Annotated in this window: 21 protein-coding genes; 14 read left to right on the forward strand and 7 right to left on the reverse strand. The window is 58.2% G+C overall.

Translation table 11 applies throughout. The features are described 5' to 3' along the window. Window positions 1–68 precede the first annotated feature (68 nt). A complete protein-coding gene (locus tag GOB81_RS01530; RefSeq protein WP_173568597.1) occupies window positions 69–239 on the forward strand; it encodes a DUF488 family protein in 171 nt (56 codons plus the stop codon). Between the two features lie 126 nt (window positions 240–365). Here the strand turns inward: GOB81_RS01530 and ypfJ are convergent, their stop codons facing one another. Beyond that, window positions 366–1,235, reverse strand: coding sequence for a KPN_02809 family neutral zinc metallopeptidase (ypfJ, locus tag GOB81_RS01535; protein WP_173568598.1), 870 nt, complete (start codon window positions 1,233–1,235; stop codon window positions 366–368). A gap of 249 nt (window positions 1,236–1,484) precedes the next feature. On the opposite strand from ypfJ, the gene GOB81_RS01540 reads away from it, so the two are divergent. Continuing rightward, on the forward strand, window positions 1,485–2,156 hold the full coding sequence (locus GOB81_RS01540; protein WP_173568719.1) for a glutathione S-transferase family protein: 672 nt from the start codon (window positions 1,485–1,487) through the stop codon (window positions 2,154–2,156). A gap of 111 nt (window positions 2,157–2,267) precedes the next feature. Here the strand turns inward: GOB81_RS01540 and GOB81_RS01545 are convergent, their stop codons facing one another. Continuing rightward, complete coding sequence (locus GOB81_RS01545; RefSeq protein ID WP_173568599.1) at window positions 2,268–2,969, reverse strand: hypothetical protein; 702 nt, start codon at window positions 2,967–2,969, stop codon at window positions 2,268–2,270. Window positions 2,970–3,129: 160 nt separating this feature from the next. Then, window positions 3,130–4,323: a PepSY-associated TM helix domain-containing protein gene (locus GOB81_RS01550; protein ID WP_173568600.1), complete on the reverse strand. Its 1,194-nt coding sequence runs from the start codon at window positions 4,321–4,323 to the stop codon at window positions 3,130–3,132. Window positions 4,324–4,604: 281 nt separating this feature from the next. Here GOB81_RS01550 and GOB81_RS01555 point away from each other — a divergent pair, with 281 nt between their 5' ends. The 3 genes from GOB81_RS01555 (at window position 4,605) to GOB81_RS01565 (ending at window position 8,913) form a co-directional block, all read left to right on the forward strand. Then, complete coding sequence (locus GOB81_RS01555) at window positions 4,605–5,114, forward strand: sigma-70 family RNA polymerase sigma factor (protein WP_173568601.1); 510 nt, start codon at window positions 4,605–4,607, stop codon at window positions 5,112–5,114. Between the two features lie 100 nt (window positions 5,115–5,214). Further along, window positions 5,215–6,222: a FecR family protein gene (locus GOB81_RS01560; protein WP_173568602.1), complete on the forward strand. Its 1,008-nt coding sequence runs from the start codon at window positions 5,215–5,217 to the stop codon at window positions 6,220–6,222. Between the two features lie 177 nt (window positions 6,223–6,399). Beyond that, the gene (locus GOB81_RS01565; protein WP_173568603.1) at window positions 6,400–8,913 is read left to right on the forward strand and encodes a TonB-dependent siderophore receptor; all 2,514 of its coding nucleotides are present in this window, start codon (window positions 6,400–6,402) and stop codon (window positions 8,911–8,913) included. A gap of 78 nt (window positions 8,914–8,991) precedes the next feature. On the opposite strand, the gene GOB81_RS01570 is transcribed toward GOB81_RS01565, so the two are convergent. After that, a complete protein-coding gene (locus tag GOB81_RS01570) occupies window positions 8,992–10,224 on the reverse strand; it encodes a DNA recombination protein RmuC (RefSeq protein ID WP_173568604.1) in 1,233 nt (410 codons plus the stop codon). 179 nt (window positions 10,225–10,403) lie between these two features. Between GOB81_RS01570 and GOB81_RS01575 the strand changes: the two genes are divergently transcribed. The 9 genes from GOB81_RS01575 (at window position 10,404) to flgH (ending at window position 20,575) form a co-directional block, all read left to right on the forward strand. Next, on the forward strand, window positions 10,404–11,765 hold the full coding sequence (locus GOB81_RS01575; RefSeq protein ID WP_173568605.1) for a dicarboxylate/amino acid:cation symporter: 1,362 nt from the start codon (window positions 10,404–10,406) through the stop codon (window positions 11,763–11,765). A gap of 350 nt (window positions 11,766–12,115) precedes the next feature. Beyond that, window positions 12,116–13,888 (forward strand): alginate export family protein, encoded by a 1,773-nt coding sequence (locus tag GOB81_RS01580; RefSeq protein WP_242009968.1) that lies wholly within the window; start codon window positions 12,116–12,118, stop codon window positions 13,886–13,888. Between the two features lie 100 nt (window positions 13,889–13,988). After that, window positions 13,989–15,257, forward strand: a complete 1,269-nt coding sequence (locus GOB81_RS01585) for an MFS transporter (protein WP_173568721.1) — start codon at window positions 13,989–13,991, stop codon at window positions 15,255–15,257. Between the two features lie 36 nt (window positions 15,258–15,293). Further along, window positions 15,294–15,941: a nitroreductase family protein gene (locus GOB81_RS01590; RefSeq protein WP_173568606.1), complete on the forward strand. Its 648-nt coding sequence runs from the start codon at window positions 15,294–15,296 to the stop codon at window positions 15,939–15,941. Window positions 15,942–15,952: 11 nt separating this feature from the next. Then, a complete protein-coding gene (gene ubiM / locus GOB81_RS01595; RefSeq protein WP_173568607.1) occupies window positions 15,953–17,170 on the forward strand; it encodes a 5-demethoxyubiquinol-8 5-hydroxylase UbiM in 1,218 nt (405 codons plus the stop codon). Between the two features lie 99 nt (window positions 17,171–17,269). Further along, complete coding sequence (gene flgF / locus GOB81_RS01600) at window positions 17,270–18,010, forward strand: flagellar basal-body rod protein FlgF (RefSeq protein ID WP_173568608.1); 741 nt, start codon at window positions 17,270–17,272, stop codon at window positions 18,008–18,010. A 29-nt stretch (window positions 18,011–18,039) separates the two neighbouring features. Continuing rightward, window positions 18,040–18,825: a flagellar basal-body rod protein FlgG gene (gene flgG, locus GOB81_RS01605; RefSeq protein WP_173568722.1), complete on the forward strand. Its 786-nt coding sequence runs from the start codon at window positions 18,040–18,042 to the stop codon at window positions 18,823–18,825. Continuing rightward, entirely contained in the window at window positions 18,822–19,820 is a 999-nt protein-coding gene (flgA, locus tag GOB81_RS01610) for a flagellar basal body P-ring formation chaperone FlgA (RefSeq protein WP_173568609.1), read from the forward strand. The genes flgG and flgA overlap by 4 nt, the downstream gene beginning before the upstream one ends. A gap of 29 nt (window positions 19,821–19,849) precedes the next feature. Then, window positions 19,850–20,575 carry a flagellar basal body L-ring protein FlgH gene (gene flgH, locus GOB81_RS01615; protein WP_173568610.1) on the forward strand — a complete coding sequence of 242 codons (726 nt, stop codon included), beginning with the start codon at window positions 19,850–19,852 and terminating at the stop codon, window positions 20,573–20,575. A 912-nt stretch (window positions 20,576–21,487) separates the two neighbouring features. On the opposite strand, the gene fusA is transcribed toward flgH, so the two are convergent. The 3 genes from fusA to GOB81_RS01630 form a co-directional block, all read right to left on the reverse strand. Further along, window positions 21,488–23,578 (reverse strand): elongation factor G, encoded by a 2,091-nt coding sequence (fusA, locus tag GOB81_RS01620; RefSeq protein ID WP_173568611.1) that lies wholly within the window; start codon window positions 23,576–23,578, stop codon window positions 21,488–21,490. A gap of 196 nt (window positions 23,579–23,774) precedes the next feature. Further along, on the reverse strand, window positions 23,775–24,077 hold the full coding sequence (gene rpmB / locus GOB81_RS01625) for a 50S ribosomal protein L28 (protein ID WP_173568612.1): 303 nt from the start codon (window positions 24,075–24,077) through the stop codon (window positions 23,775–23,777). Window positions 24,078–24,271: 194 nt separating this feature from the next. After that, on the reverse strand, window positions 24,272–24,556 hold the full coding sequence (locus GOB81_RS01630; RefSeq protein ID WP_173568613.1) for a hypothetical protein: 285 nt from the start codon (window positions 24,554–24,556) through the stop codon (window positions 24,272–24,274). Between the last annotated feature and the right edge of the window lie 54 nt (window positions 24,557–24,610).

A 24,610-nucleotide genomic window follows, 5' to 3' on the forward strand; every position in this document is an offset into this window, starting at 1 on the left:
GGTTTATGGTCCACCCTCCCCTGACGACGGAGCACGGATTCTTATAAAGCGGCTGAGGCCGCCACGGGATGAGTAAGAAAAAAAGCGGCCCTCACGGCATCGTCAAGGATACCATCCCTTCCACTGGCCTGCCTCTCTGGTCGGGACACGATCCCGGGAAATGGAACGGGTTACGGGATCGTTACTACCCGGAACTCGACCATAACGGCACGCCCGTCAATGAGTTGCTTTCAGCCTGAATAACGGTCCGCTCGCACTGCTTTTCAGCACACACGACACACACTGTGAGCGGATTGACGTGCTGGCGCATGCCCCGCGCCAGCGTGTGAAATACGCCTCCCCACCATGCGTCAGACACACTCGCCTCAGAGCGTGGGCGCGTTGAACGTGTCGCAATGGCCGATATCCCCATAGGTCAGACCGCGCCGGAACCATGTGACACGCTGTGCGGATGTGCCATGCGTGAAGCTGTCCGGCACCACATACCCCTGCGCCTGTTTCTCCAGCCGGTCGTCGCCCACGGCAGCGGCGGCGTTCAAACCCTGCTCGACATCGCCGGTCTGGAGGATGCTTTTCGCGTCATTGGCACGCTTCGCCCACACGCCTGCGAAACAGTCCGCCTGAAGTTCCACCCGGACCGACAGGCTGCTGGCGCCACTCTGGCCGGTCCCGCCCTCGCGATTCACCTGCTGCATGATGCCAAGTTCGTTCTGGACGTGATGTCCGACTTCGTGCGCCACGACGTAGGCGCGAGCAAAATCGCCACCCGCGCCGAGACGATCCTGCAATTCCTTGAAAAAACCGAGATCCAGATAAACCTTCTGGTCCGCCGGACAATAAAACGGTCCAACCGAGGTCTGCGCATAACCGCAGGCGGAATTTGCGCCGCCAGAGAAGAGCACCAGATGCGGATCGTGATACGTGCGGCCCATCTGCTGGAAATAACTGCTCCACACGTCCTCTGTTGAGGCGAGAATGCGGGAAATGAACTGCTTCTGCGCGTCGTCCTGTGGTGAGGGCGCCTGCGCCACCGTCTGACTGCTGCCGCTGTCCGTCGTTCCGCCACCTTGCAGCAGGTTCAGAACGACCTGTGGATCAACCCCGAAATAGAGCGCGCCAAGCACCAGAATCACGCCCCCGATCCCGCCGATGCGCAGCGGCATGCGACCGCCGCCACCGCTCTGCCCACGGATATCCTCGATGTTGTTGCTCTCGCGTTCGTCGTCCAGACGCATGGGGGGATCCTGTCGGTTCTGGTTTTCTTTCCGATGCACATAGCATTTATTCGCGAAGTGGGGGAGGCAGGCAGAACGGCTGCTTTTTTATGCCAGGCGAGCAGGTATCTGATCCTCTTTTTCCTCGGGAACAGTGCGGACGCGCGACCCGTCACAAATATTTTCCAGAACAGAACCGGCCTGACTGCGTTCTCATGAGAATCAATGCTCCAGCGCGTCCATGCAGACGACGCGAAAGGACTGCTTTTCATGATTGTCGTGCACCATCTCGAAAACTCACGCTCGCAGCGGATACTCTGGCTGCTTGAAGAACTCGGCGTGCCTTACGAAATCAAGTTTTACAAACGTGACCCGGAGACCATGCTGGCCCCTCCGGAGTTGCGTAAGATCCACCCGCTCGGCAAGTCGCCCATCCTCACGGACGGAGGTGTCACACTCGCCGAAAGCGGTGCCATCATCGAATATCTGCTCGATCACTATGGAGAAGGACGTCTGCGTCCTCTCGCAGGAACTCCAGACTATCGAAGCTTTATTTACTGGCTGCATTATGCCGAAGGATCGGCCATGCCGCCGCTGGTCATGAAGCTGATTTTCGGCATGCTGCCTCGACGTGTCCCCTTCCTGCTTCGCCCTTTTGCAGCTCTCATCTCGAAAGGGGTGCAGGAGAAGCTACTGGATCCAGAAATTCAGCGTCACAGGGAGTTCTGGGAACATTCCCTCGCTGCAACGGGATGGTTCGCGGGACCGGACTTCACCGCGGCGGACATCCAGATGAGTTTTCCGCTGGAAATCACAGGCACGAGAACGGATACCGTGTTGCATCTTCCGCATGTAACGGCCTTTCTGCACCGTATCCATGAACGCGCGGCCTGGCGCAGAGCGCTTCAAAAAGGAGGGCCTTATGTCTATTCCGGAGCGTGAGAGCCGGGAAGTAACAGGCTGGTCTGCTGGAGAACGGAACCCGGCAGCCTGAGCCGAGACGAAGCACATCATTTCCGGAAGTGCGCCCGGCTCACAGGGCTCCTTCCGGGGTTAATTGCGGGAAGAAGGCGGCATGTCGTGGTCGTCCATGCCCGCTCCACCACCGATACCCATATCCGCACCGCCCTGCATGCCGCCCCCACCGCCACCTGTTTTTTCCGGACCTTCCTTTTTGCCCTCTTCTTTTCCACGACCACCCGAAGCCTGCACGCGCGCAGGCCCTTGCATCGGAATAAGAACATCCTCGGGAATTGGCTCCAGATCCAGAGCCTTGCGTATGAAATTGCGCAGTGAGACGACCAGATCGTGAGTATGCACGAGTTGTCCTGACACAAGCTCCTGTGCCGCATGTTCGGCCAGCCGGACATGCTCCTCCGTGCCAAGAAGAATGATATCCGAGAGGGCAGCTTCCACCGCATCACGGATACGGCGCATCCGTTCAGACCCGGCCGGCATATCGACATCCATGTTGGTGAGGAGGTCTTCCGCAGGAAGGCCCTCTGGCTGCCCCCGGAGTTCCCGACGATGCCGCGGATCGACAGCCAGATCGCCCGTGAAAGAGCCGCCAAGAGTCCGGTAGGCTGCAATCAGAGTGCGCAGCCGCTCGTTGATCTGGCGATTCATCCGTTCACGTCGCTGCTGGATGGTCACCATCATCAGCAGCCTGATGCCCACGCCGGTCAGGGTGATCAGCGACAGCCCGAGCATGGTGATCAGAAGACTGCGCCACGAGCTGAAATCGAGATTACGCAATTTTGACCTCTTGTTCAGGGAGTGAGCAACCGTGACTGATCGGGATACCCCAAGAGTCCGTCGCCTGACGTAACAAGCCTGCCCTTGTGATGATGCTCATGTCCATAAGCCACGTTCCCGCCCGTGTCAGAGACTTCGGGGCACGTTTTCAGAAAATAATTTACAGGCCCTTCTGCCGTCCGGGAGGCAAGCGGCGCTTGCGCCACCAGATCATCACCCCGGTCACTGTGAGCACGCAGACTGCAAGCCCGGAGATGCAAATGACGATACGACCGGCGAGTCCGGCAATCTCGCCACTGTGCCAGGGAAACTGCAACTGCAGAACCAGATTTCCCAAAGCGCCCTTGCCGGGAATTTCTCCACTGATGATACGGCCTGTCTTCATATCGACCGTGATCAGCGGGCTTCCCAGTCCCGTAGGCACTGCACCGCTGTTACTGAAAAGATAGAACGTCGCGGTCGATCCATCCGGCGCCAGCAGCACGGCGGCCGGTCGCGCATGAACTCCCTGCGACTGCACAAAAGCGGCGGCGATGCTTTCAGCCTCATCGATTATGACTGCATGGAGCGGTGTCTGCGGCTGCTCTGGTGGCTCGGACGAATCTGTTGGCAGGACAGCCCTAACGACGGGTTCGAAGACCTCATCGCCAAGCGCGAGCGCCACGCCGCTGATCGCTATCCCCAGCAGAATGACCCAAAGCCAGAGCGAAATGGCCCGATGAAGATCGAATGTGAGCCTGATGAATGAGCGCCCGAACGCAATCGTCCAGGCTTTCCCCCATCGTTCCCAGAAATCCTTTTTCCATGCGGCAGGATGCAATGGAAAGGTGAGGATCAGGCCGACGAGGCAATCGACTGTCCACAGGATCGCGGAAAGTCCGAGTATCCATGAACCGGTCTTTCCGAGATCAAGAGAATAATGAACCCGATACAGGAAGGGCATCAGGGCACGGCGATTGAAACAGCATCCTTCGGCTGGCCGAAGACCCTGAATAAATCCGCTGGAGGGATCGAGAAAGATTTCGTTCTGAAGAGGGCTTTCCTCGTCGGAAGGGTCACTGGAGGAAAAAGCCTCGATGGATCGTCCCGGTTGGGGGCGGTACATCAGGACGGCAATCGGTTCGGAGGGTCTCTGCTCCTTCAGACGCGCAAGAAGGGCCGAGAGGGGAAGAAGATGATCGGGATGCGCGGCCTGAAAGAGATCCGGATTGAGAGCGGCGTCGATTTCATCCTGAAAAGCGCAGATGCTACCCGTCAAACCGGCGATGAACAGGACAAGGGACAGAATCAGGCCGCTGTAGCGGTGCATGAGCACCAGCCTCGGACGAACGGTTTTCAGGATCGGGACAGCCATTACGCGTGGCTTGCCATATCTATCAAAACCGGGCAACAGGGGTTAATAATACTCATTTGCATATTCCATACCTGCATGCGGGAATGCCATCGTTCTGATGAGCAGGGGAGCATTCCGCTGATTTTGACCGTTACGGCCCTCGTTCTGGCCTTTCGCTGATATCCGGATGTTGTTTCTCCGCTCCTTTATTGATAATCATTCTTAAAAATAGCAGGAAGAGCAGATATCGCCGCAATCTCGCGGGGCTGCCGGAGTAAGCATCAGGGAAACTTCACGCTGTGGTGTCCAACGATCACCTTCTGGAAGCCTACCTCGCGAACCGATCGCGTTTTGTTTCTCTCGTGACCTCCATGGTCGGATGCGCGGCCCATGCGGAGGACATCGTTCAGGACGCGTTTATCCAGATTATTTCCGCAAAAAAGCAGGGCGTCATCGTTTTCAGTCCGATTGCCTATCTGACTACGATCATTCGTCGCCTCGCCCTCGACCATATGCGGTCCTCGCGTCGACAAATTCCCACGGAGATCGATCACTTCCTGCTGGCCGACACGGGGGCGGAGTCATTTTCACCGGAAGCGCAGGCTGGCCATAGAGAGGAACTGGACGCGGTTGCAGATATCCTCGCCGCCCTGCCCCCACGCACCCGACGCGCATTCGAGATGTATCGGATCGGGGGCTACAAGCTTCAGGAAATAGCAACCGTTCTCGGGGTTTCCACCACACGGGTCCACAAGATGATTCAGATCGCGCTGGTGGCCTGCGCGGCGGCTCTCCCAGATATGGAGCCGTAAAGATTTTTGCTTTAACGTTGAAAAATAGGTCTCTGCCTCGTCCCTGTTCTGCGGCACGCGTGCAACGCCTTTGTCGCGGGACGTCAGGGAGTGAGATCCGATGAAAACATCACGGACACAGGAAGGCGGAAACGTCATGCGGGAGGCAGCCGCATGGAAAATCCGGCTGCATGAAGATCCCCACAACGACGTTTTAAAGACGCGATTCGAGGAGTGGAGAGCCCTCGACACGCGGCATGACCGAGCCTGGCACAGGATAGAGAGAGCTTGGAACGTGACAGGAGAACTGTCCGCCACCGCAACACTCCCAGCCTCCCCGCCTGTCCTGTCATTGCGGCCCCCCGCCCCTCCACGCCAGACCTTCTGGAGAAACCCCTTCCGGCTCGCGGCATGCGCCATGGTTCCGGCTCTGGCCTGTGCAATCGCATTCGCTGCGCCGGATCTCCTGATCCGCTTGCAGGCCGATTACTACACGAAAACGGGCGAGACCCGCACGGTCGCCCTGCCCGACGGATCATCCGTCATTCTTGCGGCACGCTCCGCCATTGCGCTGCATTATTCAGGCAAAGAACGCGGCATCACGCTGCTGGCAGGCGAAGCTTTCTTTACCGTCCTTCATGACGAGAAGAGGGGATTTTCTGTCCAGGCAGCCAGTGTAACCACCAGTGACATCGGCACCGCTTTCGATATCCGGATGGCTGGCCCTCATGTGGCCGTGGCTGTCAGGGAAGGCGTTGTGAGCGTGTCACGAAGAGACAACAGCAGTGTCGGCCTTCATCTTACAGCGGGCCAGCAGTGGACCCTCAATCAGCAGAACGGACAAACGGAGCGTACGGACATCGATGCGGAAACGGTTGGTTCATGGAGCTCAGGTCATCTGGAACTGAGCGGGCTGACTCTCTCGGAAGCCGTCGAGGAACTGGGGCGATATTACCCCGGGATCGTCCTGACGCACGGTCTTGAAGGGGACAAAACCCCTATGGGCGGCGTGTATGACCTTCACCATCCGAAGGAAGCACTGGCAGCCATCTGCGCTCTGCATGGGGGACGGCTCATATCCCTCCCGGCAGGCTTCGTGCTTGCTGTCGCAGGTCAAAGCCACTCCTGACGCGACCTCGGCAGGGCAAAATTTTGCCGCTGCCCGGCAAACCGATCCTTCCCCGACACCCAGACACACGAAAAATTCCGTTGGCCCGTTAAAAAACAGACGTCCCGGACGACATAGCAATGCGCGAATGCAATTCGTTTGCATCGTCTGATAACCGTTCGTCCGTGGGACCAAACCATGCTCTGTGTTTTCTCGCCACGCCATTGCCAGATCGTTCGGCATTTCAGGAGCGCTCTTCTTTGCCGCTCCTCTCTCCTTATGTTCGCAGCATGGCCGCTTGCGGTGCATCCCGCCGTAGCAGCAGACGCTGACAGTGCACCGGCCACCGCCTTGCAGACCCAGCACTTTAATATTCCTTCCCAACCTCTGGCGCGGGCCCTCGCGACTTTCGGCGTGCAGACAGGCACGCAGATCGCTTTTGACAGCGCGACGGTTGCCGGGGCGAAATCCGGTGCTGTGAACGGTCAGATGACCAGTGAGCAGGCCCTCTCCGGCCTTCTTGCGGGAACGAACATCGGCTATCAGAAAATCGGAAGCCACTCGGTTTCGCTCCACAAACTTTCTGCCATCACCCTTGCTCCCGTACGCGTGAATGGAACGCTGGTTCATTCGCAAAAAGATCAGATGGAAGCCGGACGGGCGGAAGAGATTGCCGTTCTGGGACTGACGCACCGTGCCGGGCTCGTGCCCAAAAACTCGAGCGCCGCCACAAAGACCGACACCCCGCTGATCGAAACGCCGGAATCGGTGTCCGTCATCACACGCGCGCAACTCGATCAGCAGAATGCACGCACGATCGCCGAGGCGCTGCGTTACAGCGCGGGTGTCTCCGGCGATGTTGCGTCAGGCTATACGACCCGGTTCGATATGGTCGAAATCCGAGGATTTCAGGGAGCGGCGGGAGCCGACGAGTTTGTCGACAATCTGCGCCTGTTCAACGGCGCCTATTATGCAACGCAGCAGATCGACCCCTATCTGCTGGAGCGCATTGATATCCTGAAAGGGCCGCCTTCCGTATTGTATGGCCAGTCCAATCCGGGAGGGGCCATCGTCCTGACGACGAAGCAGCCAACCGCCACACCCATTCATTCCGTTTCAATCGAGGGGGGGACCTATGGGTATGTGCGTGGCACAGCGGACTTTGCCGGCCGGATCGATAAGGATGGAAAATGGCTCTATCGGATCGCCGCGACCGGAACGACATCCGGAACGCAGGATCTGCATACCCGTAACGAGCGTGTGGGTATCCTTCCGTCCCTGACATGGGCCCCTAATGATCGGCTGACCATGACCCTGTCGGGCTTCTGGCAGCGCGATCCGCGTGGAGGCAATTTCGATACAGCCCCATTGCAGGGCACTATTCTTCCCAATCCGAACGGCAAGATATCCCGTCATTTCTATCCGGGAGACCCGGATTTCGAGACTTATAGCCGAACGCAGAAATCCGTTAATTATCATATGGATTACAAGATTTCCTCTAACTGGACCTTCAAGTCGTTAGCCCGCTATGCGAACGTTTACGCTAATTTCAAGCAGATTTCGTCAGGAGGCATGCTCGACGCCGACGATCGCACGCTTGAACGCGAAGCTTATGCATCCAAAGAACATTACGATACGGTGACGGTCGAAGAGCAGATTCTGGGTCATTTCATGACGGGGCCAGTCAAACATCAGGTCATTGTGGGAGGGAACTGGCAGAATCTCCGTGATTCAGCGAACCTTTACGAAGGCGATGCCTCATCGCTGGATGTGTTCTCCCCCACATATGGGCAGGCCGTACCGAACCTTTCCCTCGTGACAATACAGAGCATCACCACAAATCAGGAGGGTGTTTACGGCGAGGACCAGATGACTTGGGGCAAACTGCACGTGCAGGGCGGCGTGCGTCACGACTGGTCACGCATCGATACCCGCGATGCGATCGACGACGGCAGTTTCAATCAGTCCGATCAGGCGACGACATGGCGCGCCGGCATCCTCTACGCATTTGATGTGGGTCTTTCACCCTACTTCCATTATGCGGAATCCTTCCAGCCGACGAACTCCCTCTCGTTCAGCGGAACGCCTTTCAAACCAACGCGCGGCAAGCAGTTCGAAGTCGGCCTGAAATATCAGCCGCGCCACTTCAACGGCTTCTTCACCGTAGCGCTGTATGATCTCAAGCAGAGCAATGTTCTGGTTACTGATCCGGAGCATCTCGACTTCTACACTCAGGCTGGCGGCATACGGTCTCGCGGCATCGAGGTGGAAGCCCATGTCGATCTCACGCGCAATCTGAACATTGTCGCCGCCTATACCTATCAGGACGTAGCCTATACCAAAAGTAGTGGCGCAGGTCTCGCGGGAGAGCGCCCCACCTCTGTCCCGAAGCAGACTTTTTCCATCTGGGGACATTATGATTTCCACAATGGTCCGGTGCGAGGCTTAGGCTTTGGCGTCGGCGTGCGTTATAACGGGAACACGCTTGTCGATAATACGCTTGAATATGTCACGCCGAGCTACACACTTGTGGATGCTCAGGCCCAGTACGCATTCGACACGATGGTTCCAAGTCTGAAGGGACTGCTTTTTCAGGTGACCGCTCAAAATCTTCTGAACAAGCGTTACTATCCCGGATGCGCATCCGCGGATACGGGCTGCTATATCGGTGCCAACCGGAACGTCATCGGGAAGGTTACCTATAACTGGTAATCTTCCTTCAGATTATCACTACTTGTCCCCTCTCATCATCGAAGCATCCAGAGACATGGGGAAGGCGTTTCCCTTCCCTTACAGCAGCACTTCCTCGTCACCTTCATCCGCCGTATCCAGACTCCGCAACTGCCGCGTCACCACCCGGGTACGGCGGCGGGCATCCTCAATAGTGGAGCTCATCGTCTGGGCATTACGCGAGAGTTTTTCCAGAACACCATCCATCTTCAGCATTTCCTGACGGGTCGCCCCGAGCAGACGCGCGATGGTGTCCGTGCGCTCTTCGAGGGAGAGCGTGACGTAACCAAGATGGATGGTCCGCAGCAGGGCCGGCATCAGGGACGGCCCCATGACCAGCACGCGACAGGTGCGACCGATTTCGTCAATCAGGCCGGGCGCGCGGGCGATTTCCGCATAGAGCCCGTCGGTGGGGAGATACAGCACGGCGAATTCCACCGTTTCCGGTGGCACGATATATTTGGAGGCAATCTTCTTCGCCTCCATCTTGAGTGTAGCCTCAAGGGAACGGCGGGCGACACGCTCCCCGTCCTTGTCATCGCGAGCGCAAGCGTCGAGCAGCCGCTCATAAGCCTCGGTCGGAAACTTGCTGTCGATGGAAAGAACCGGCGGATTCGGTCCACGCACAGGCATCTTCACAACAAATTCAACCACCTCCCTGCCCTGCCCCAGACGGCGGTTGGCCTCGAACGTGCCGGGAGGCAGAACGTCCTCGAGAATGGCCCGGAGCTGCGCCTCCCCCCACCCGCCGCGTGTCTTGACGTTGCCGAACAGCCGCTTGAGATCACCGATCTGCGCCGTCATGGCTGAAACTTCGCCCATGGCCTTCTGCATCGCGGAGAATTGTTCCAGCACACGCTGGAAAGATGTCTGCATCTGCTGTTCCACGGCTGCATGAAGCTGCTCCGTCACCGCACTGCGGATCGTGGCCAACTGCCGGGCGCTGGTCTCCGCCATTTCACGCAGAGCTTCGGACTGGGCGGCACGGGCTTCCGCCTGCTCGCGACCGAGGGAACCGGAAAGATGAGCAACACGTTCCATCAGTTCGGCTCGCATGTGCTCGACACGTCCGAGGAGGGCGCGCTCAGTGTCAGCCAGACGGCTGCGCTGCTGCTCCCCTTCCCGTTCCACCAGCACATAAAGCTGCGCAAGCAGATCCGAGTCCCCTCCGGCCCGTGCCGGACCACGCCGACGCAGCAGAAGAAAGAGCAGCAAAACGACAATCATGCAGGCCAGCAACAAAATTCCGGTCAGCAGGCCGTATTCGGAGGGACCGGACGATACTGGAGACATGGGGCACTTTCAGAAGACTCTGTCTGCCTTGCTCTATCAAATAAGAACAAAACAGGAAAGTTTAACGGATTTGGCGAGAAACGTTCCGCCTGTTATCGCTTTCTTCTGACGGGCGTCCGTCTATGGGCGGACAGTAAACAACAACAATATTCTCCCCGCATCGTTCAAGGCATACGATAATGACCGATACGTCTTCCTCATCGCCTCGCCGTCCGCTCTGGAAAAGCCTGTATGTTCAGGTGCTTGTCGCGGTGACGGGCGGCGTCCTCCTCGGTTATTTCGATCCCGGACTGGGCGCCGCCATGCGCCCGCTGGGCGACGGTTTCATCAAGCTGGTGAAGATGGTCATCGCCCCCGTCATTTTCCTGACGGTTTCAACCGGCATTGCTGGAATGGGCAATCTCGGAAAAGCGGGCCGTATCGGCGCGAAGGCGATGGGCTATTTCCTGTTCTTCTCCACTCTCGCGCTCGCGGTGGGCATGGTCATTGCCAATGTCGTGCAGCCGGGCGCCGGAATGCATGTGGATGTGCATTCGCTCGATGCCGCCAGCGTGGTGGGCTACGTGGAAAAGGCGAAGGAGCACTCCTTTTCCGACTTCCTGCTTCAGATCATCCCGACCACGACGGCGAGCGCCTTCACCTCCGGCGAGATCCTGCAGGTTCTGTTCGTAGCGATCGTGTTCGGGATCAGCCTTTCCCAGATGGGGCCGCGGGGCGAACCGGTGCTGAAACTGTTCCGGCAACTGACCGAACTGGTGTTCGGCGTTGTGCGTATCGTGATGCTGGCTGCTCCCATCGGCGCGTTTGGCGCAATGGCGTTCACCATCGGCAGGTTCGGGATCGGCTCGGTCATCAGCCTGATCTGGCTCGTGGCGACTTTCTACTTCACGTCTGCCCTGTTCATCCTTCTGGTGCTCGGCCTTGTCGCGCGGGTGTGCGGATTCTCGATTATTCGTCTGCTTCGTTATCTGCGCGAGGAACTGCTCATCGTTCTGGGCACCAGTTCGTCTGAGTCCGCGCTGCCTACCCTCATGGCCAAGCTGGAAGCCGCCGGATGCGACCGACCGATTGTCGGTCTTGTCGTTCCGATGGGCTATTCCTTCAACCTTGATGGTACCAACATCTACATGACGATCGCCGCATTGTTTGTGGCGCAGGCGACGGACGTGCATCTGGGCTTCGGTGAGCAACTGGCGCTGCTGCTGGTAGCGATGGTGAGTTCGAAAGGCGCTGCTGGCGTGACGGGTGCGGGGTTCGTGACACTGGCGGCGACATTATCCGTCGTGCCGTCAATTCCAGTGGCGGGCATGGCGCTGATACTGGGCGTCGACAAGTTCATGTCAGAATGCCGGTCGCTCACGAACATCATCGGCAATGCGGTGGCGACGATCGTGGTGGCCCGCTGGGAAGGGGCTCTGGACAAGAGCAAGCTGGATGACGCGCTGGCAGGGCGTCTGCCGCCACTGGAGCTCCAGACCACTCCCATGGAACTGCCCGAAAATGAGGCGATCCCGGACGAATTCGGACATGGCTTTCACTGACGGCTTTTGTCAAACTCTTGCGGATTTTTCTCTCTCAAGAGTTTGACCAGAAAAAAATACCCGCATGTTACTGAGTCGCCGAATAAGTAACTAACCAGTTAAATATAAACTGCCCTCCAAGGCGGCGGGTTTTCTACTGATATTCTATAGAAACTGGCGAATTTCTTTCCCTCCGGCCCGTTTCGCGTTTGCGGCTCTGTCTGCATTGCCCGTGGCAAATCCGTCACATCGTTCTACTTCCAGATATCCACACGTTTTCTCGATGTGACGAAACATAAATATGCGTGCAGCGTATATATTGTCTGACATGCGTGTAGCGCATGATTCCGGTGACGTTAGGCAATAAAAAAATGAAAAACAAAAACTTCGCCACAAACGCCGCTTATCTTTCGGGAAAGAGAACACGACCGCTTGTGAGCCTGATGGCCCTGTCGTCGGTGGCCGCTGTCGCGCCCTGTACTTTCATGGCACTCGCCCGCGCGGAGACCGCTCCGAACGCGAGCATAAACCAGCATTCGCAAATTCCTCAGGAGTATCGCCCGTCAGCGGCTTCCACACCCGCCCCAGTCAAACCAGCGGGCTTCTGGGACAAGGCCCGGCTGTTGCCCTCACTCCAGTCACGCCCTGAAAACTACGCCCAGCCGCAAACGCTCAATCTGCCACTCAACGAGCCCGCCGCACTGGTGCATCAGGGCCCATGGGGCATCTTCAATTCGAACGCGGGAGCCGCGTCGGGCTGGGGCACCGTGGGGTATTATGCGGTGGAACGCTGGGCGGAAGACTGGTCCAATCTGCGTGACAAGAAAAACCGCATCGACATCATGGATCCCCTCAAATACATCCCCCTGAACGACAGTGGTTCCATTTACCTGACGTTCAGTGGCAACTTCCGGCAGCATAATTTCTACGACCAGCGCGCTGGTTTCGGGCAGACGAAGAAAGACCCTGCCTACCGCCAGAACATGCGCTGGAATCTGGGTGCCGATCTTCATCTGGGCGAACATGTCCGCCTTTATGGTGAACTGATGAGCGGTCAGGCGGGGGGAATCAACTATTACGGGTATAACAACGGTCGCTGGCGCAGCAACCTCGATGCACAGCAGGCGTTTGTCGAAATAAAAGGCCATCTTCTCAACGCCAAGATGGGCGTCATGATCGGTCGTATGGCCTTCCTTGATGCGCCTCCGTATTTCACGGCAGGCTCCGTATATCCGACCATTCCCTATTCCTGGAACGGTGTGCGGGCTTACTCTTTCTGGAAAAATTTCCGGGTGGATGTATTTGACCTGACGCTGACCAACTGGCCGCTGGAAAACGTACCGTTCCACGATCAGGTGGGCTACAAGACGCGGCTCTTCGGTGCCTACACGTCCTATGCTGTGCCATCCTTCACGTTCCTGGGAAAGAAAAGCCAGATCTTCGTCGATACTTACTATCTTGGCTTTCTTCTTGCCTCGGCGCAGATCGCGAAGCAAACCGGCTCGATCAGTGGCTCCACGCACCGTGACACACCCGGCATGCGCGTGTGGGGCAATGCCGGACCCATCGAATTCTCGGCAGGCGGTTCATGGCAGGGAGGATATTTCAACGCGGCCGATCATGGTCCGTCGCGACCGGTTAGCGCCTATTCGTTCAATGCACAGCTATCCTGGCGTTTCGCGAAATGGTGGGGGCGTCCCGCCATCGGCATTCAGGCCGACGACGTTTCAGGCGGCAACTACAACAAGAGCCAGACAAGTTCATGGGGCAGCTACATGTCCCCCTTCGTGCCCTCGGCCTACTATCTCGACATGAGCACCTATCTGGGTAACCAGAACCTGATCGATGTCGGCCCGATCCTGACGATGGCTCCCACATCCAATACGACCCTGCTGATGAAAGTGCCGGTCGTGTGGCGCAACAGCACGAACGATGCGATTTATTCCAACCCGACAGCTCCCTACGGGCTGCGCCCCCACGGTGGCTATACAGCAACGCTTCCCCAGGCCAGCTTCGCCTGGCGCGCCACCCGCCACATCACCCTGAGTATCGACGGAGAATATATCTTCGCAGGCAAAGCACTGATCAGCGCAGGCGCATCTTCCGGTGCTTATGTGCAGAGCAACCTTGATCTTACTTTCTGAACGTGTTTTCGAAACGCGAGGTCGATAACCTCGCGTTTTCCACCGGCCTCTCAGTTTCGGAACGGTATCATTCTTCATGACGACATCACGTGCCGACCAGATGACAAACCTTCAAAGACTGGTCGGCATCTTTTCCGGATCAGCTGGCAACCTGCTCGAATATTTCGACTGGTATGTCTATTCCGCCTTCGCCCTCTATTTCGCGCACGCCTTCTTTCCCGGCCAGAACCATACGGCGGAGCTTCTGAACACCGCCGCTGTCTTCGCCGTGGGTTTCCTCATGCGCCCGGTCGGCGGCTGGCTGATGGGCGTGGTCGCCGATCGCTACGGACGCAAGCGGGGACTGACGCTTTCCGTCGCCGCCATGTGCGCAGGCTCCCTCGCCATCGCGCTGTGCCCCACATATGCCCGGATCGGTCTTGCCGCTCCCGTCATTCTGGTGCTGGCGCGTCTGGTGCAGGGCCTCAGCCTTGGTGGGGAATACGGCGCCTCCGCGACCTATATCGCTGAAGTATCACGCCCGGAAACACGCGGGTTCTGGTCGGGCTTTCTCTATGTGACGCTCATCATGGGGCAACTCGGCGCAATGGCCGTGCTGCTGCTCATGCAATATGTCTTTCTCACGCCGGAACAGATCAACGACTGGGGATGGCGTATCCCGTTCTTCCTCGGCGCGGCCGGTGCCCTGCTGATCTTCTGGCTCCGGCGCAACATGCATGAGAGCACCGCCTTCCAAACTGTCGACAAGAAGCGCGAAACCGGCGGCCTGCGGGTTTTGTTGCGCTACAGGCGAGCGGTCCTGACGGTAGTAGGACTCACGCTGGGCGGCACGGTCGTTTTCTATACCTATACGATCTACATGCAGAAATTCCTCGCCAACTCACTGGGGTTTGGCAAGGAACAGGCGACGCTGATTTCCTCCGCCTCCCTTGTGGTTTTCGCCCTCGTGCAACCGCTTTTCGGGGCGCTCTCCGACCGTGTGGGGCGCAAGCCGCTGCTGGTGACCTTCGGCGTCCTCGGCACGCTGGGAACGGTGCCTCTCATGAGTCTGCTGGCCAGCGCCCGTTCGGGCTTCGTCGCTTTTGCGCTCATCTCGCTCGCACTCCTGATCGCCTCCGGCTACACGTCCATCAACGCCATTGTGAAGGCTGAGCTTTTCCCGACACGTATCCGGGCGCTGGGTGTCGCTTTTCCCTATGCGGTGACGGTATCGCTGTTCGGCGGCACGGCGGAATACATCGCCCTGTGGTGCAAGCAGGCGGGCCACGAGGGATGGTTCGCATGGTATGTTTCCGCATGCGCCTGCTGCACCCTGATCACGGCGCTGACCCTCCCTTCCGGTGACACAAGGCTGTCCGGAGAGAGCTAGACGCGTTCGGCATTGGCTTGACCGTGCGATTGCGTCATGGTGCGGGCCACTTTCCTCGTTTGCAGGAGCCGCCTCGTGAAGAAACACGCCCACATCGCCCTTGAATCGCTACTGTCCCGCGCCTCCACCGATGCGCTGGCCGAGCCGGCTCCCAAGGGCGACGAACTGGAAACGATCCTGTCCGCCGTGATGCGGGCCCCCGATCACGGTAAACTCCGCCCCTGGCGTCTGCTGGTCGTGCAAGGTGACGCCCGCGTGAAGCTGGCCGAAAAGATCGTCGCCAGCATGAAGCGGCTCGATCCGGAACCCGATCAGAAGAAGATGGACAAGCGTTACAAACGCTTTTCCACCATGCCGATGACCATCGTGCTTGGCATGCATCTGCGTCCCGATGACAAGAAGATTCCCCTGATCGAGCAGGAACTTGCCGTTGGCGCGGCGGGCATGAACCTGCTGAACGCGCTGCATGCCGCAGGCTATGGCGCGGTCTGGGTGTCGGGGGAGGTGACCTACGATCCCGTGCTGGCAGCCGAACTCGGCTTCCTGGCTCCCCATGCGCTCGCCGGTTTCTTTTTCGTGGGCACGCCCGAAAAGGAGGATCGTGAACCGAAGCGCCGTTCGGTCATGCCCTATGTCGTTGACTGGACCGGCGGCCCTGTTTCTTTCGAAGCCGACAAGGACTAAGGACTGGCGCCATGAGCACCGTTCCCGATCATGATGTAACGATTGCAGGTGGCGGCCCCGTCGGGCTGGCTGCGGCTCTGGCGCTGCAGGAGGCGGGCCTTTCGGTCGCCGTTCTGGAACGCGCACCGGCGTCCGTCTGGTCCGAACCGCCTTTCGACGGTCGGGAAATCGCGCTCACCTATCATGCCCGGATGCTGCTTGAACGGCTGGGCGCGTGGAAACACATCCCCGAAAGCGTGATCTGTCCTCTTAGGGAAGCGCGGATCGAGACAGGCCAGCACAATCATCCCCTGATCTTCGAAGCGGATCGTCCTGCCGGCGCAGAAAATGCGCCGCTTGGCTGGCTGGTATCCAACAACATGATTCGTCGCGGGCTCTATGCCGAGGCTTCGGAAAAGACCGGCATCAGGCTGATCCCCGAGGCTGTTGTCGACACTGTCCGGCAGGATGGGGACACTGCGGTCGTTCACTATAATGGTGGCGAGCGGGCACGGACCCGACTGGTGATCGGTGCAGACGGACGATTCTCACCCACGCGCCGCCGGGCTGGTATTGGCGCCGTCATTCACGATTTCGAACGTGTAATGATGGTCTGCCGCATGGCGCATGACCTGCCCCATCACAATGTTGCCCTCCAGTGGTTCGGTGAAGGGCAGACGGTCGCGTTGCTGCCTGTCAACGGCCACGCTTCCTCTCTGGTCCTCACGCTGCCCGCTGAAGAAATTCAGCGGTTGATGCACGCTGAGCAGGGCGCGTTCAATACCGAGATCATGCAGCGTGTCGGCAACCGGCTCGGGGCGATGCGGCTGGTCAGTTCGCGTCACGCCTATCCGCTGAAATGCGTTTATGCCCACCGGTTCGCAGCAAGACGCCTGGCGCTTCTGGGCGACGCCGCCGTGGGCATGCATCCGATCACGGCACACGGCTTCAATCTTGGCCTGCGTGGTGCGGAGACGCTCGCGAGCGAGGTGAACGCTGCCTTCGAGCGGGGACAGGATATCGGTTCGGGGGACGTTCTGCGTCGGTTCGAGCGACGGCACAGAGCGGCGACCATGCCTTTATTCGCCGCCACGAATGGCATCGCAACACTCTACACACGGGACGCCGGGCCCTTCCGGCTGCTGAGGCGTGTTGGCCTGCGTGTCGCGGATGCCCTGCCGCCTTTCAAGGCCGCAGTCACCGCTATGCTGATGGATCGCCCTCCCGTGATGGATGGCGGCCGCCGCTAAAAGCGGAGAAACAGCAAACGGACCACCCGACTCTTCCGGGAGAAACGGTTTATCAATTTTTGCCCGGCAGTGTGTCTCTTCAAAGGAGAGTGCTGCCGGATGGACAACCCGACCTATATCGCGCTGTCACGCATGGATGCCCAGCAACGCGCCATGAGCGTGCTGGCGAACAATCTCGCCAATACTTCCACCGTCGGCTTCAAGGCCGGTCATCTGCAGTTCGCTGATTATCTCGCGCAGGTGAAAGGTGAAAGTGGCGCTTCCGGCACCGACACGGAAGCCTATGTGCAGGACCGCGCAACATACAGTGATTTCACGCAGGGCGCGCTCCAGCAGACGGGGAATGCGCTCGACATCGCCATCACGGGTGAAGGCTTCTTCTCCGTCATGACTCGTGACGGCGTTCGCCTGACACGCAATGGGCGCTTCCAGCGTCTTTCGGACGGACAAGTGACGGACGCTGCTGGCAATGCACTTCTCGACCGTACCGGGCAGCCCGTCACGTTGCGTCCCGAAGACCGGACGATCAGCCTCGCCTCCGACGGCACACTCTCCACTGAAAACGGCGTCGCTGCCGAAATCGGCCTTGTCCGTGTGCAGAACAATTACGATCTGCACGCTGAAGGCAACGAACTCTTTCGTGCCACCACGCCGACCACGCAGATGGACACGAAGGAACTCCGGCAAGGCATGCTGGAAGGCAGCAACGTCAATTCCATGACGGAAATGACAAATCTCGTTCAGTTGCAACGGGATTTCCAGATTACTGCCAATCTTATCGAAAGCGAGGCGACCCGTCGCCAGAACGCCGTCGACAAGATTACGCAGACCCAATCCTGATCTGACACAGACGAAAGCTTACCGACATGATGCGTTCTCTCGACATCGCCGGCACCGGCATGCAGGCCCAGCAGACGAATGTGGAGGTCATCGCCAACAACATCGCCAACATGACCACGACGGGCTTCAAACGTCGCCGACCCGAATTTCAGGACCTGATCTATCAGGATCTGCGTCGAGTCGGAACGATGAGCTCCGATAGCGGCACGCTCGTTCCGGCAGGCGCTCAGGTGGGACTCGGCGTACGCACGGCGGGCATCTACCGCATCAACGATCAGGGAACGTTGGAGCAGACGAGCAACAGTCTTGATCTCGCGATCGAAGGCAGCGGCTATTTTCAGGTCACGCTGCCATCCGGTGAGTATGCCTATACCCGTGACGGCACGTTCTCTCTCTCCGACACGGGTATGATGGTCACCGCCGATGGTTATCCGGTGAGCCCCGGCATCACCATTCCCAACAATGCGGAAAGCATCACCGTCGACCAGACGGGTCAGGTGCAGGTGACGGTCTCCGGCCAGACGCAATCCACCGTTGTGGGTCAGCTCCAGATGGCGACCTTTCAGAACGAGAACGGTCTCGCCGCAATGGGTCAGAACCTGTTCACCGAAACGCAGTCGTCGGGCAACGCCATCACCGGCACCGGCCAGAGCGTGGGTTTCGGCAGTGTTCGGCAGGGGTACGTGGAAGAATCGAACGTCAACGTGGTGACGGAAATCACCGATCTGATCACGGCCCAGCGTGCTTACGAAATGAACAGCAAGGTCATCACCGCGTCGGATGACATGCTGCAGACATTGTCCGCGTTGAAATGAACCGACTGAGACTCCGTCTTTTTCTGGCCTCGTGCCTTATTGGGGGGAGCATCGTTTCGCTTCCCCTCAATGCAGCCACCCTTCGCCACGCGAGTGTCCTGCATCATCCTCAGGTGCGTCTTTCGGATCTTTTCAACGGTCTGGCGCCCGATCAGGATTGCGATATCGGTCCCGCCCCGGCCCCCGGGCAGAACATTGTCATCGGGGCGGCTCAATTACAGGCCATCGCCCAGCAATACGGCGTTGACTGGGCCGATATTTCCGACATGGCACAGGCAACCGTTACCCGCGCCAGCCATACCATTTCGCAGGACGAGATCATGCCTCTGATCATCGCAGGACTGCGGGACAGGGGCATTACAGACAGTGCAACGATTGAACTTTCGACATTTTCCGGTCCGACGGTAGCGGCTGACCTGACGACCCGGCCGCAACTGACCAATATCGTTTATGATGCGTCCCATGGGCGATTTTCGGCATTCTTTTCAGTCGCTTCCGCCGATACCACGCAATCATTCAGAGCCGATGGAACGGTCAGTTCCCATGTGGAAGTCGTAACGGCCAGTCACGATCTGACTGCCGGCCAGACTATCGAAGCGGCTGACCTCGAACTCACGTCTCTCGACTCACGCTCAGTGCCCGTAAAAGCCATTCTGGACCCGGCCGATATCACAGGCCACGCCGTCCGCCGGGCGATCAGCGCCCATACACCTCTGACACCCGAAATGACGGCACGGGTAACTGTGGTGGACAAAGGAGCACCGGTGGTCCTCGACCTGTCCTCCACCGGCCTTCATCTCACCGCATCCGGTGTTGCTCTTGATGCTGGCGCATTGGGAGAGCGGATTCACGTCCTGAACCCGCTCTCCAAAATGGTGGTCGTGGGTGAGATTATCGACAGAAGCCGTGTTGCCGTTTCTCCTGGCAGTTCCCCCATGGCCGCAGATGCACGGGAACTCCGGGCCGCCGGGGTCAGATCACAAAAGAATATCTAGAAACTTGTTGATTGGATCAATGTTTTTTCATGAGACATTCATTGCCTCTCATTGCTTTGCTTGCCCTGACTGGCTGTAACGGCGGGATCGGGAGCCTCAGCGAAATTGGTCATCCGCCTGCGATGACCCGGACACAGGACCCTACCCGTGACACTGCCTATCGTCCCGTGACCATGCCGATGCCACCACTCCAGCCGCCTCCTGCAGAGGAGGCCAGCCTCTGGAGGCCGGGAAGCCGTGCTTTCTTCAAAGACCAGCGCGCGGCTCAGGTGGGTGATCTGGTGACGATCATCGTGGATATCACCGACAATGCCACCATGGTTGACAATACCAGCGCGAGTGGAACCGGAAGCGAGTCCATGGGGATGCCCAGCATTTTCGGCTTTCATGGCAAAGCACTGTCACACCTGACCAGCAGCAGCGCCTTTTCAACGTCCAGCAACAACAGCAACACGGCGGCAGGCCGAATCAGCCGCAATGAAACTGTGACCGTCCGCGTTGCCGGAACGATCACGCAGGTTCTCCCTAACGGCAATTTCGTGGTTGTTGGCCGACAGGAAGTGCGCGTGAACAGTGAATTGCGTGAACTTCAGGTGACTGGTGTTGTAAGGCCACAGGATATCACCGCAGACAATACTGTTACCCATGACCGCATGGCAGAGGCCCGCATCTCTTACGGCGGACGAGGACAGCTCTCGATCCTGCAGACCCCGCGATATGGTCAGCAACTTTTCGATGCCATCGCACCATTCTGATGGCTAGCTGCCTGGCTAGAAAAGGGAATTTCGGAAAAATGATGGAAGCTTGTATCGTTTAGCGGCTGTTTCAAAAGCTCTATGCTGGCGAGCCAATGCTCGTTTACCCCGCTTCGATGCTTACGGCCTGAAATGATATTTGCGAGCGGCATCAAAAAACGCTCGTAAATATCGACATACCCCACGAAGGGCGTCCGATAAGAAAGAGCTTCTGGAAACTGATCTCAGTCTCTGAAGTCTCTCCACTTCAGAATATGTCGGTTTTCAGAATGGTGGATCTCAAACATCCATTGACGCAGGTTCCTCCGGTAGCGGCCTATTCCTGAGTGAAGCTTTGCATTTCCAAAAAAAGCTTGAATGCTTATCAGTCAGCCGACGACTTCGAATCTTCTAGTCACAGGCACCCGGATAATGGCTCGTTTCTATGGCCCTACGGGTTTTCATAAAACAATCGGGGCATCGGGGCATCGGGGCATCGGGGCATCGGGGCATCGGGGCATCGGGGCATCGGGGCATCGGGGCATCGGGGCATCGGGGCATCGGGGCATCGGGGCATCGGGGCACAGCAACCGAGAAAACACTATTTCCGCAACAAGCTTCGCGCCTCAAAACCATTCAAAGTGTTTCGAGGAGGCACACCTCATCCGCCAGCAAGCCCTCTGACAAAACAGCAGAATTCCACGCCAAAAAATAAATTTATATGCCTTACATCACACGCAAAATAGGTTTTTCAGGACTTTCCTTCTTCCGCCTGAAGTGGCGAAACCTGTTCAAGGTAGTTTTCCGTCAGAATAGACGAAGGAGCAGGTTGCTCCGTCCAGACCCCTGCCTCTCCCCTGTTTGCGAAACATAATTTCCATAAAAAAACCGGCCATAAAGGCCGGTTTTTCTTTGAAACGATCAAAGGGCAGATCAGGCGGATTTCGCCATGATCTCCTCGGCCACGTTGCGCGGCACGGGATCGTAATGGTGGAACTGCATCGTGAAGGATGCGCGTCCCTTCGTCATCGAACGCAGGTGCGAGATATAGCCGAACATTTCCTTCAGCGGCACCTGAGCGCGAACCATCACGGTCGAACCAGCCGTTTCCTGACTCTGGATCATGCCACGACGACGATTAAGATCGCCCACAACGTCACCAACGTGATCGTTCGGGGTCGTCACTTCCACGTCCATGATCGGCTCAAGGATCACCGGACCGGCGCTTTTCATGCCTTCACGGAAGCAGGCCTTTGCCGCGATTTCGAACGCCAGAGCGGACGAATCAACGTCATGGTACTTACCATCGAGCAGCGTGAACTTGAAGTCCACCGTCGGGAAGCCCGCAAGCACACCACTGGAAGACTGAACGCGAATGCCCTTTTCGACGGCCGGGATATATTCCCGTGGAACCGTACCACCGACAACCTTGTTCTCGAACACGATGCCTTCGTTACGTTCCTGCGGCGCAAACTGGATCTTCACTTCAGCGAACTGACCCGAACCACCAGACTGCTTCTTATGTGTGTAGGTCTCAATGTGCGTCTTCGTGATCGTCTCACGATAAGCCACCTGGGGAGCGCCAACATTCGCTTCCACACTATACTCACGACGCAGACGGTCGATGATGATGTCGAGATGCAACTCGCCCATACCGGACAGAATGGTCTGACCCGTTTCCTGATCGGTCTTCAGACGCAGGGAAGGATCTTCACCGGCCAGCTTCTGCAGAGCCAGCGTCATCTTCTCGACGGCGTCCTTCGTCTTCGGCTCGACAGAGATGTCGATAACCGGGACCGGGAAGCTCATACGCTCCAGAATGACCGGATCTGCGCCATCAGCCAGCGTATCACCCGTCTGCGTGTCTTTCAGACCCACGAACGCGGCAATGTCACCAGCGTGAACTTCGGACAGTTCTTCGCGCTTGTCGGCATGCATCTGGTAGATACGACCGATACGTTCCTTGTGGCCCTTAGTCGTGTTGAGGATGGTGTCACCCGTCTTCAGCACGCCACGATAAACGCGGACGAAGGTCAGTGTGCCGTATTTGTCGTTGATGATCTTGAACGCAAGACCAGCGAACTTGCCATCCGGATCAACCGGGATGATCGGCAGCTTCTTGTCGTCAGACTCTTCCTCACCTTCCGGCGGAGCGCAACGGATGCCCTCAACGTCGTTAGGAGCAGGCAGGTAGTCGATCACGGCATCGAGAAGCGGCTGAACGCCCTTGTTCTTGAAGGCCGTACCACAGAGGACCGGACGGAACTCACCGGAGATCGTGCCCTTCTTGATGCAACGCTTCAGGGTCTCGACAGAAACGTCACCCTTCTCGAAATACTCTTCCATGGCATCGTTATCGACAGCCAGAGCCGTGTCGAGGAGGTTCTGGCGCGCTTCAGCCGCCTTTTCCTTCAGATCAGCCGGAATTTCTTCATCGTGGAATTTTGCGCCAAGCTCGCCGCCTTCCCACACAATCGCCTTCATCTCGACCAGGTCGACAACACCGATGAAGTTTTCCTCTGTGCCGATCGGCAACTGCAGGGGAATCGCGATGATATCGAGCTTCTCCTTCAGGGTGCTGAAGGCATAGTAGAAGTCGGCGCCGGTACGATCGAGCTTGTTGATGAAGATGACGCGCGGAACGTTGTAGCGGTCAGCGAGACGCCAGTTGGTCTCGGACTGCGGCTGCACGCCGGCCACACCTTCGATGATGAAGATGGCGCCATCGAGCACACGGAGCGAGCGGTTCACTTCGATGTTGAAGTCGATGTGGCCCGGAGTGTCGATGATGTTGATGCGGTGGTCATCCCACACGCAGGTCACAGCAGCGGAGGTAATCGTGATGCCGCGCTCACGCTCCTGCGCCATGTAATCGGTCGTGGTGTTGCCCTCGTGGACCTCGCCGATCTTATGGGACACGCCTGTGTAATACAGGATGCGCTCGGTCGTCGTGGTCTTGCCCGCGTCAATGTGCGCGGTAATCCCGATATTACGGATTTTCGAGAGTTCGGACTGGGCTGACACGGGGCTTCTCCGGGAAACGGCTGGGCCAGGATTTCAGACAGGAGCGCAAAACACACGAGGCGCGGCAGAAGAATCCTGCCCGCGCCTTCTGACCCTGTCGAACGCGGCCTGCGTTCCGGCGGGTTGTGCAATCACGCTGTCCCCGCATGCGCGGGGGCGATCAGGCGCTGGTCATTCTGGCATGACCAGCAGCGAATCAGGCAGCAGCAGCCTGTTTCTTGCCCTGTGCGCGCAGAATACGACGCTTGAGCACCAGAGACTCTGGTGTCAGGCTGCGATTCGGCGTGCCGAGCAGATAGGCATCGAGACCGCCATTGTGCTCGATCGTGCGCAGGCCACGCGTCGTGACACGCATGGAAATCGGCGCACCGAGAATGTCGGAAAGAACCGACGCTTCCTGCAGGTTCGGCAGGAAACGGCGGCGGGACTTATTATTGGCGTGGCTGACATTGTTGCCCGTCAGCACACCCTTGCCAGTGATCTCGCAACGGCGGGACATCGGTTTATCCTCGGTCAAAAAACAGGAACACGGGCCGAGGCAAAAGCCCGGCTCTCATCCTTGTGCAATCAGGCGCGGCTTATGACGGAGGCACGCCCGCCCGTCAAGCAAACAGTGGCGAAAAGCGGTGTTCCCTGCATATTTTGCATGGATTCAGGAAAGACGCCGCCGCATTTCATACCGTTCGGAAGGTCTCAGGCGCTCCCAGACCGGCGGGACTTTTCAGCATCATCCAGCTCCCCCGACCGGACGCTCTGCACGGCGCTCTCGAGAATACGCAGGATCGTCTCACGGTCCATCGTCCGTGACAGCAGCCCCAGCGAGCCGCCAAGCAGGGCTGAGGCCACGGCCAGAGGCGCATGATTTTCATCAAGCAAATGGTCGATGGCGTGTTCGATGACCATGGCGCACTTCGTCAGCTCCTCGGAAACCTGCTCCATCTGGGGACCATCCGCGGGGGACTGTGTGTTGTCGCTCATTTTCGTTCTCCTTTATTCGCCCGGGCAGCGCCGCGAGCGGATTACCTCTGTCAT

It is taken from the genome of Acetobacter conturbans (assembly GCF_011516755.1).
Taxonomy (GTDB): domain Bacteria; phylum Pseudomonadota; class Alphaproteobacteria; order Acetobacterales; family Acetobacteraceae; genus Acetobacter; species Acetobacter conturbans.

Excerpts from the sequence above, each read along its gene's own strand:
- GOB81_RS01570 (WP_173568604.1), bottom strand. The coding sequence starts at position 10,224 with ATGTCTCCAGTATCGTCCGGTCCCTCCGAATACGGCCTGCTGACCGGA.
- GOB81_RS01560 (WP_173568602.1), top strand. The coding sequence starts at position 5,215 with ATGAAAACATCACGGACACAGGAAGGCGGAAACGTCATGCGGGAGGCA.
- GOB81_RS01550 (WP_173568600.1), bottom strand. The coding sequence starts at position 4,323 with ATGGCTGTCCCGATCCTGAAAACCGTTCGTCCGAGGCTGGTGCTCATG.
- ubiM (WP_173568607.1), top strand. The coding sequence starts at position 15,953 with ATGAGCACCGTTCCCGATCATGATGTAACGATTGCAGGTGGCGGCCCC.
- GOB81_RS01630 (WP_173568613.1), bottom strand. The coding sequence starts at position 24,556 with ATGAGCGACAACACACAGTCCCCCGCGGATGGTCCCCAGATGGAGCAG.
- GOB81_RS01575 (WP_173568605.1), top strand. The coding sequence starts at position 10,404 with ATGACCGATACGTCTTCCTCATCGCCTCGCCGTCCGCTCTGGAAAAGC.
- rpmB (WP_173568612.1), bottom strand. The coding sequence starts at position 24,077 with ATGTCCCGCCGTTGCGAGATCACTGGCAAGGGTGTGCTGACGGGCAAC.
- GOB81_RS01530 (WP_173568597.1), top strand. The coding sequence starts at position 69 with ATGAGTAAGAAAAAAAGCGGCCCTCACGGCATCGTCAAGGATACCATC.
- ypfJ (WP_173568598.1), bottom strand. The coding sequence starts at position 1,235 with ATGCGTCTGGACGACGAACGCGAGAGCAACAACATCGAGGATATCCGT.
- GOB81_RS01565 (WP_173568603.1), top strand. The coding sequence starts at position 6,400 with ATGCTCTGTGTTTTCTCGCCACGCCATTGCCAGATCGTTCGGCATTTC.
- flgH (WP_173568610.1), top strand. The coding sequence starts at position 19,850 with ATGAGACATTCATTGCCTCTCATTGCTTTGCTTGCCCTGACTGGCTGT.
- GOB81_RS01580 (WP_242009968.1), top strand. The coding sequence starts at position 12,116 with ATGAAAAACAAAAACTTCGCCACAAACGCCGCTTATCTTTCGGGAAAG.
- flgA (WP_173568609.1), top strand. The coding sequence starts at position 18,822 with ATGAACCGACTGAGACTCCGTCTTTTTCTGGCCTCGTGCCTTATTGGG.
- flgG (WP_173568722.1), top strand. The coding sequence starts at position 18,040 with ATGCGTTCTCTCGACATCGCCGGCACCGGCATGCAGGCCCAGCAGACG.
- GOB81_RS01590 (WP_173568606.1), top strand. The coding sequence starts at position 15,294 with ATGGTGCGGGCCACTTTCCTCGTTTGCAGGAGCCGCCTCGTGAAGAAA.
- flgF (WP_173568608.1), top strand. The coding sequence starts at position 17,270 with ATGGACAACCCGACCTATATCGCGCTGTCACGCATGGATGCCCAGCAA.
- GOB81_RS01585 (WP_173568721.1), top strand. The coding sequence starts at position 13,989 with ATGACAAACCTTCAAAGACTGGTCGGCATCTTTTCCGGATCAGCTGGC.
- GOB81_RS01540 (WP_173568719.1), top strand. The coding sequence starts at position 1,485 with ATGATTGTCGTGCACCATCTCGAAAACTCACGCTCGCAGCGGATACTC.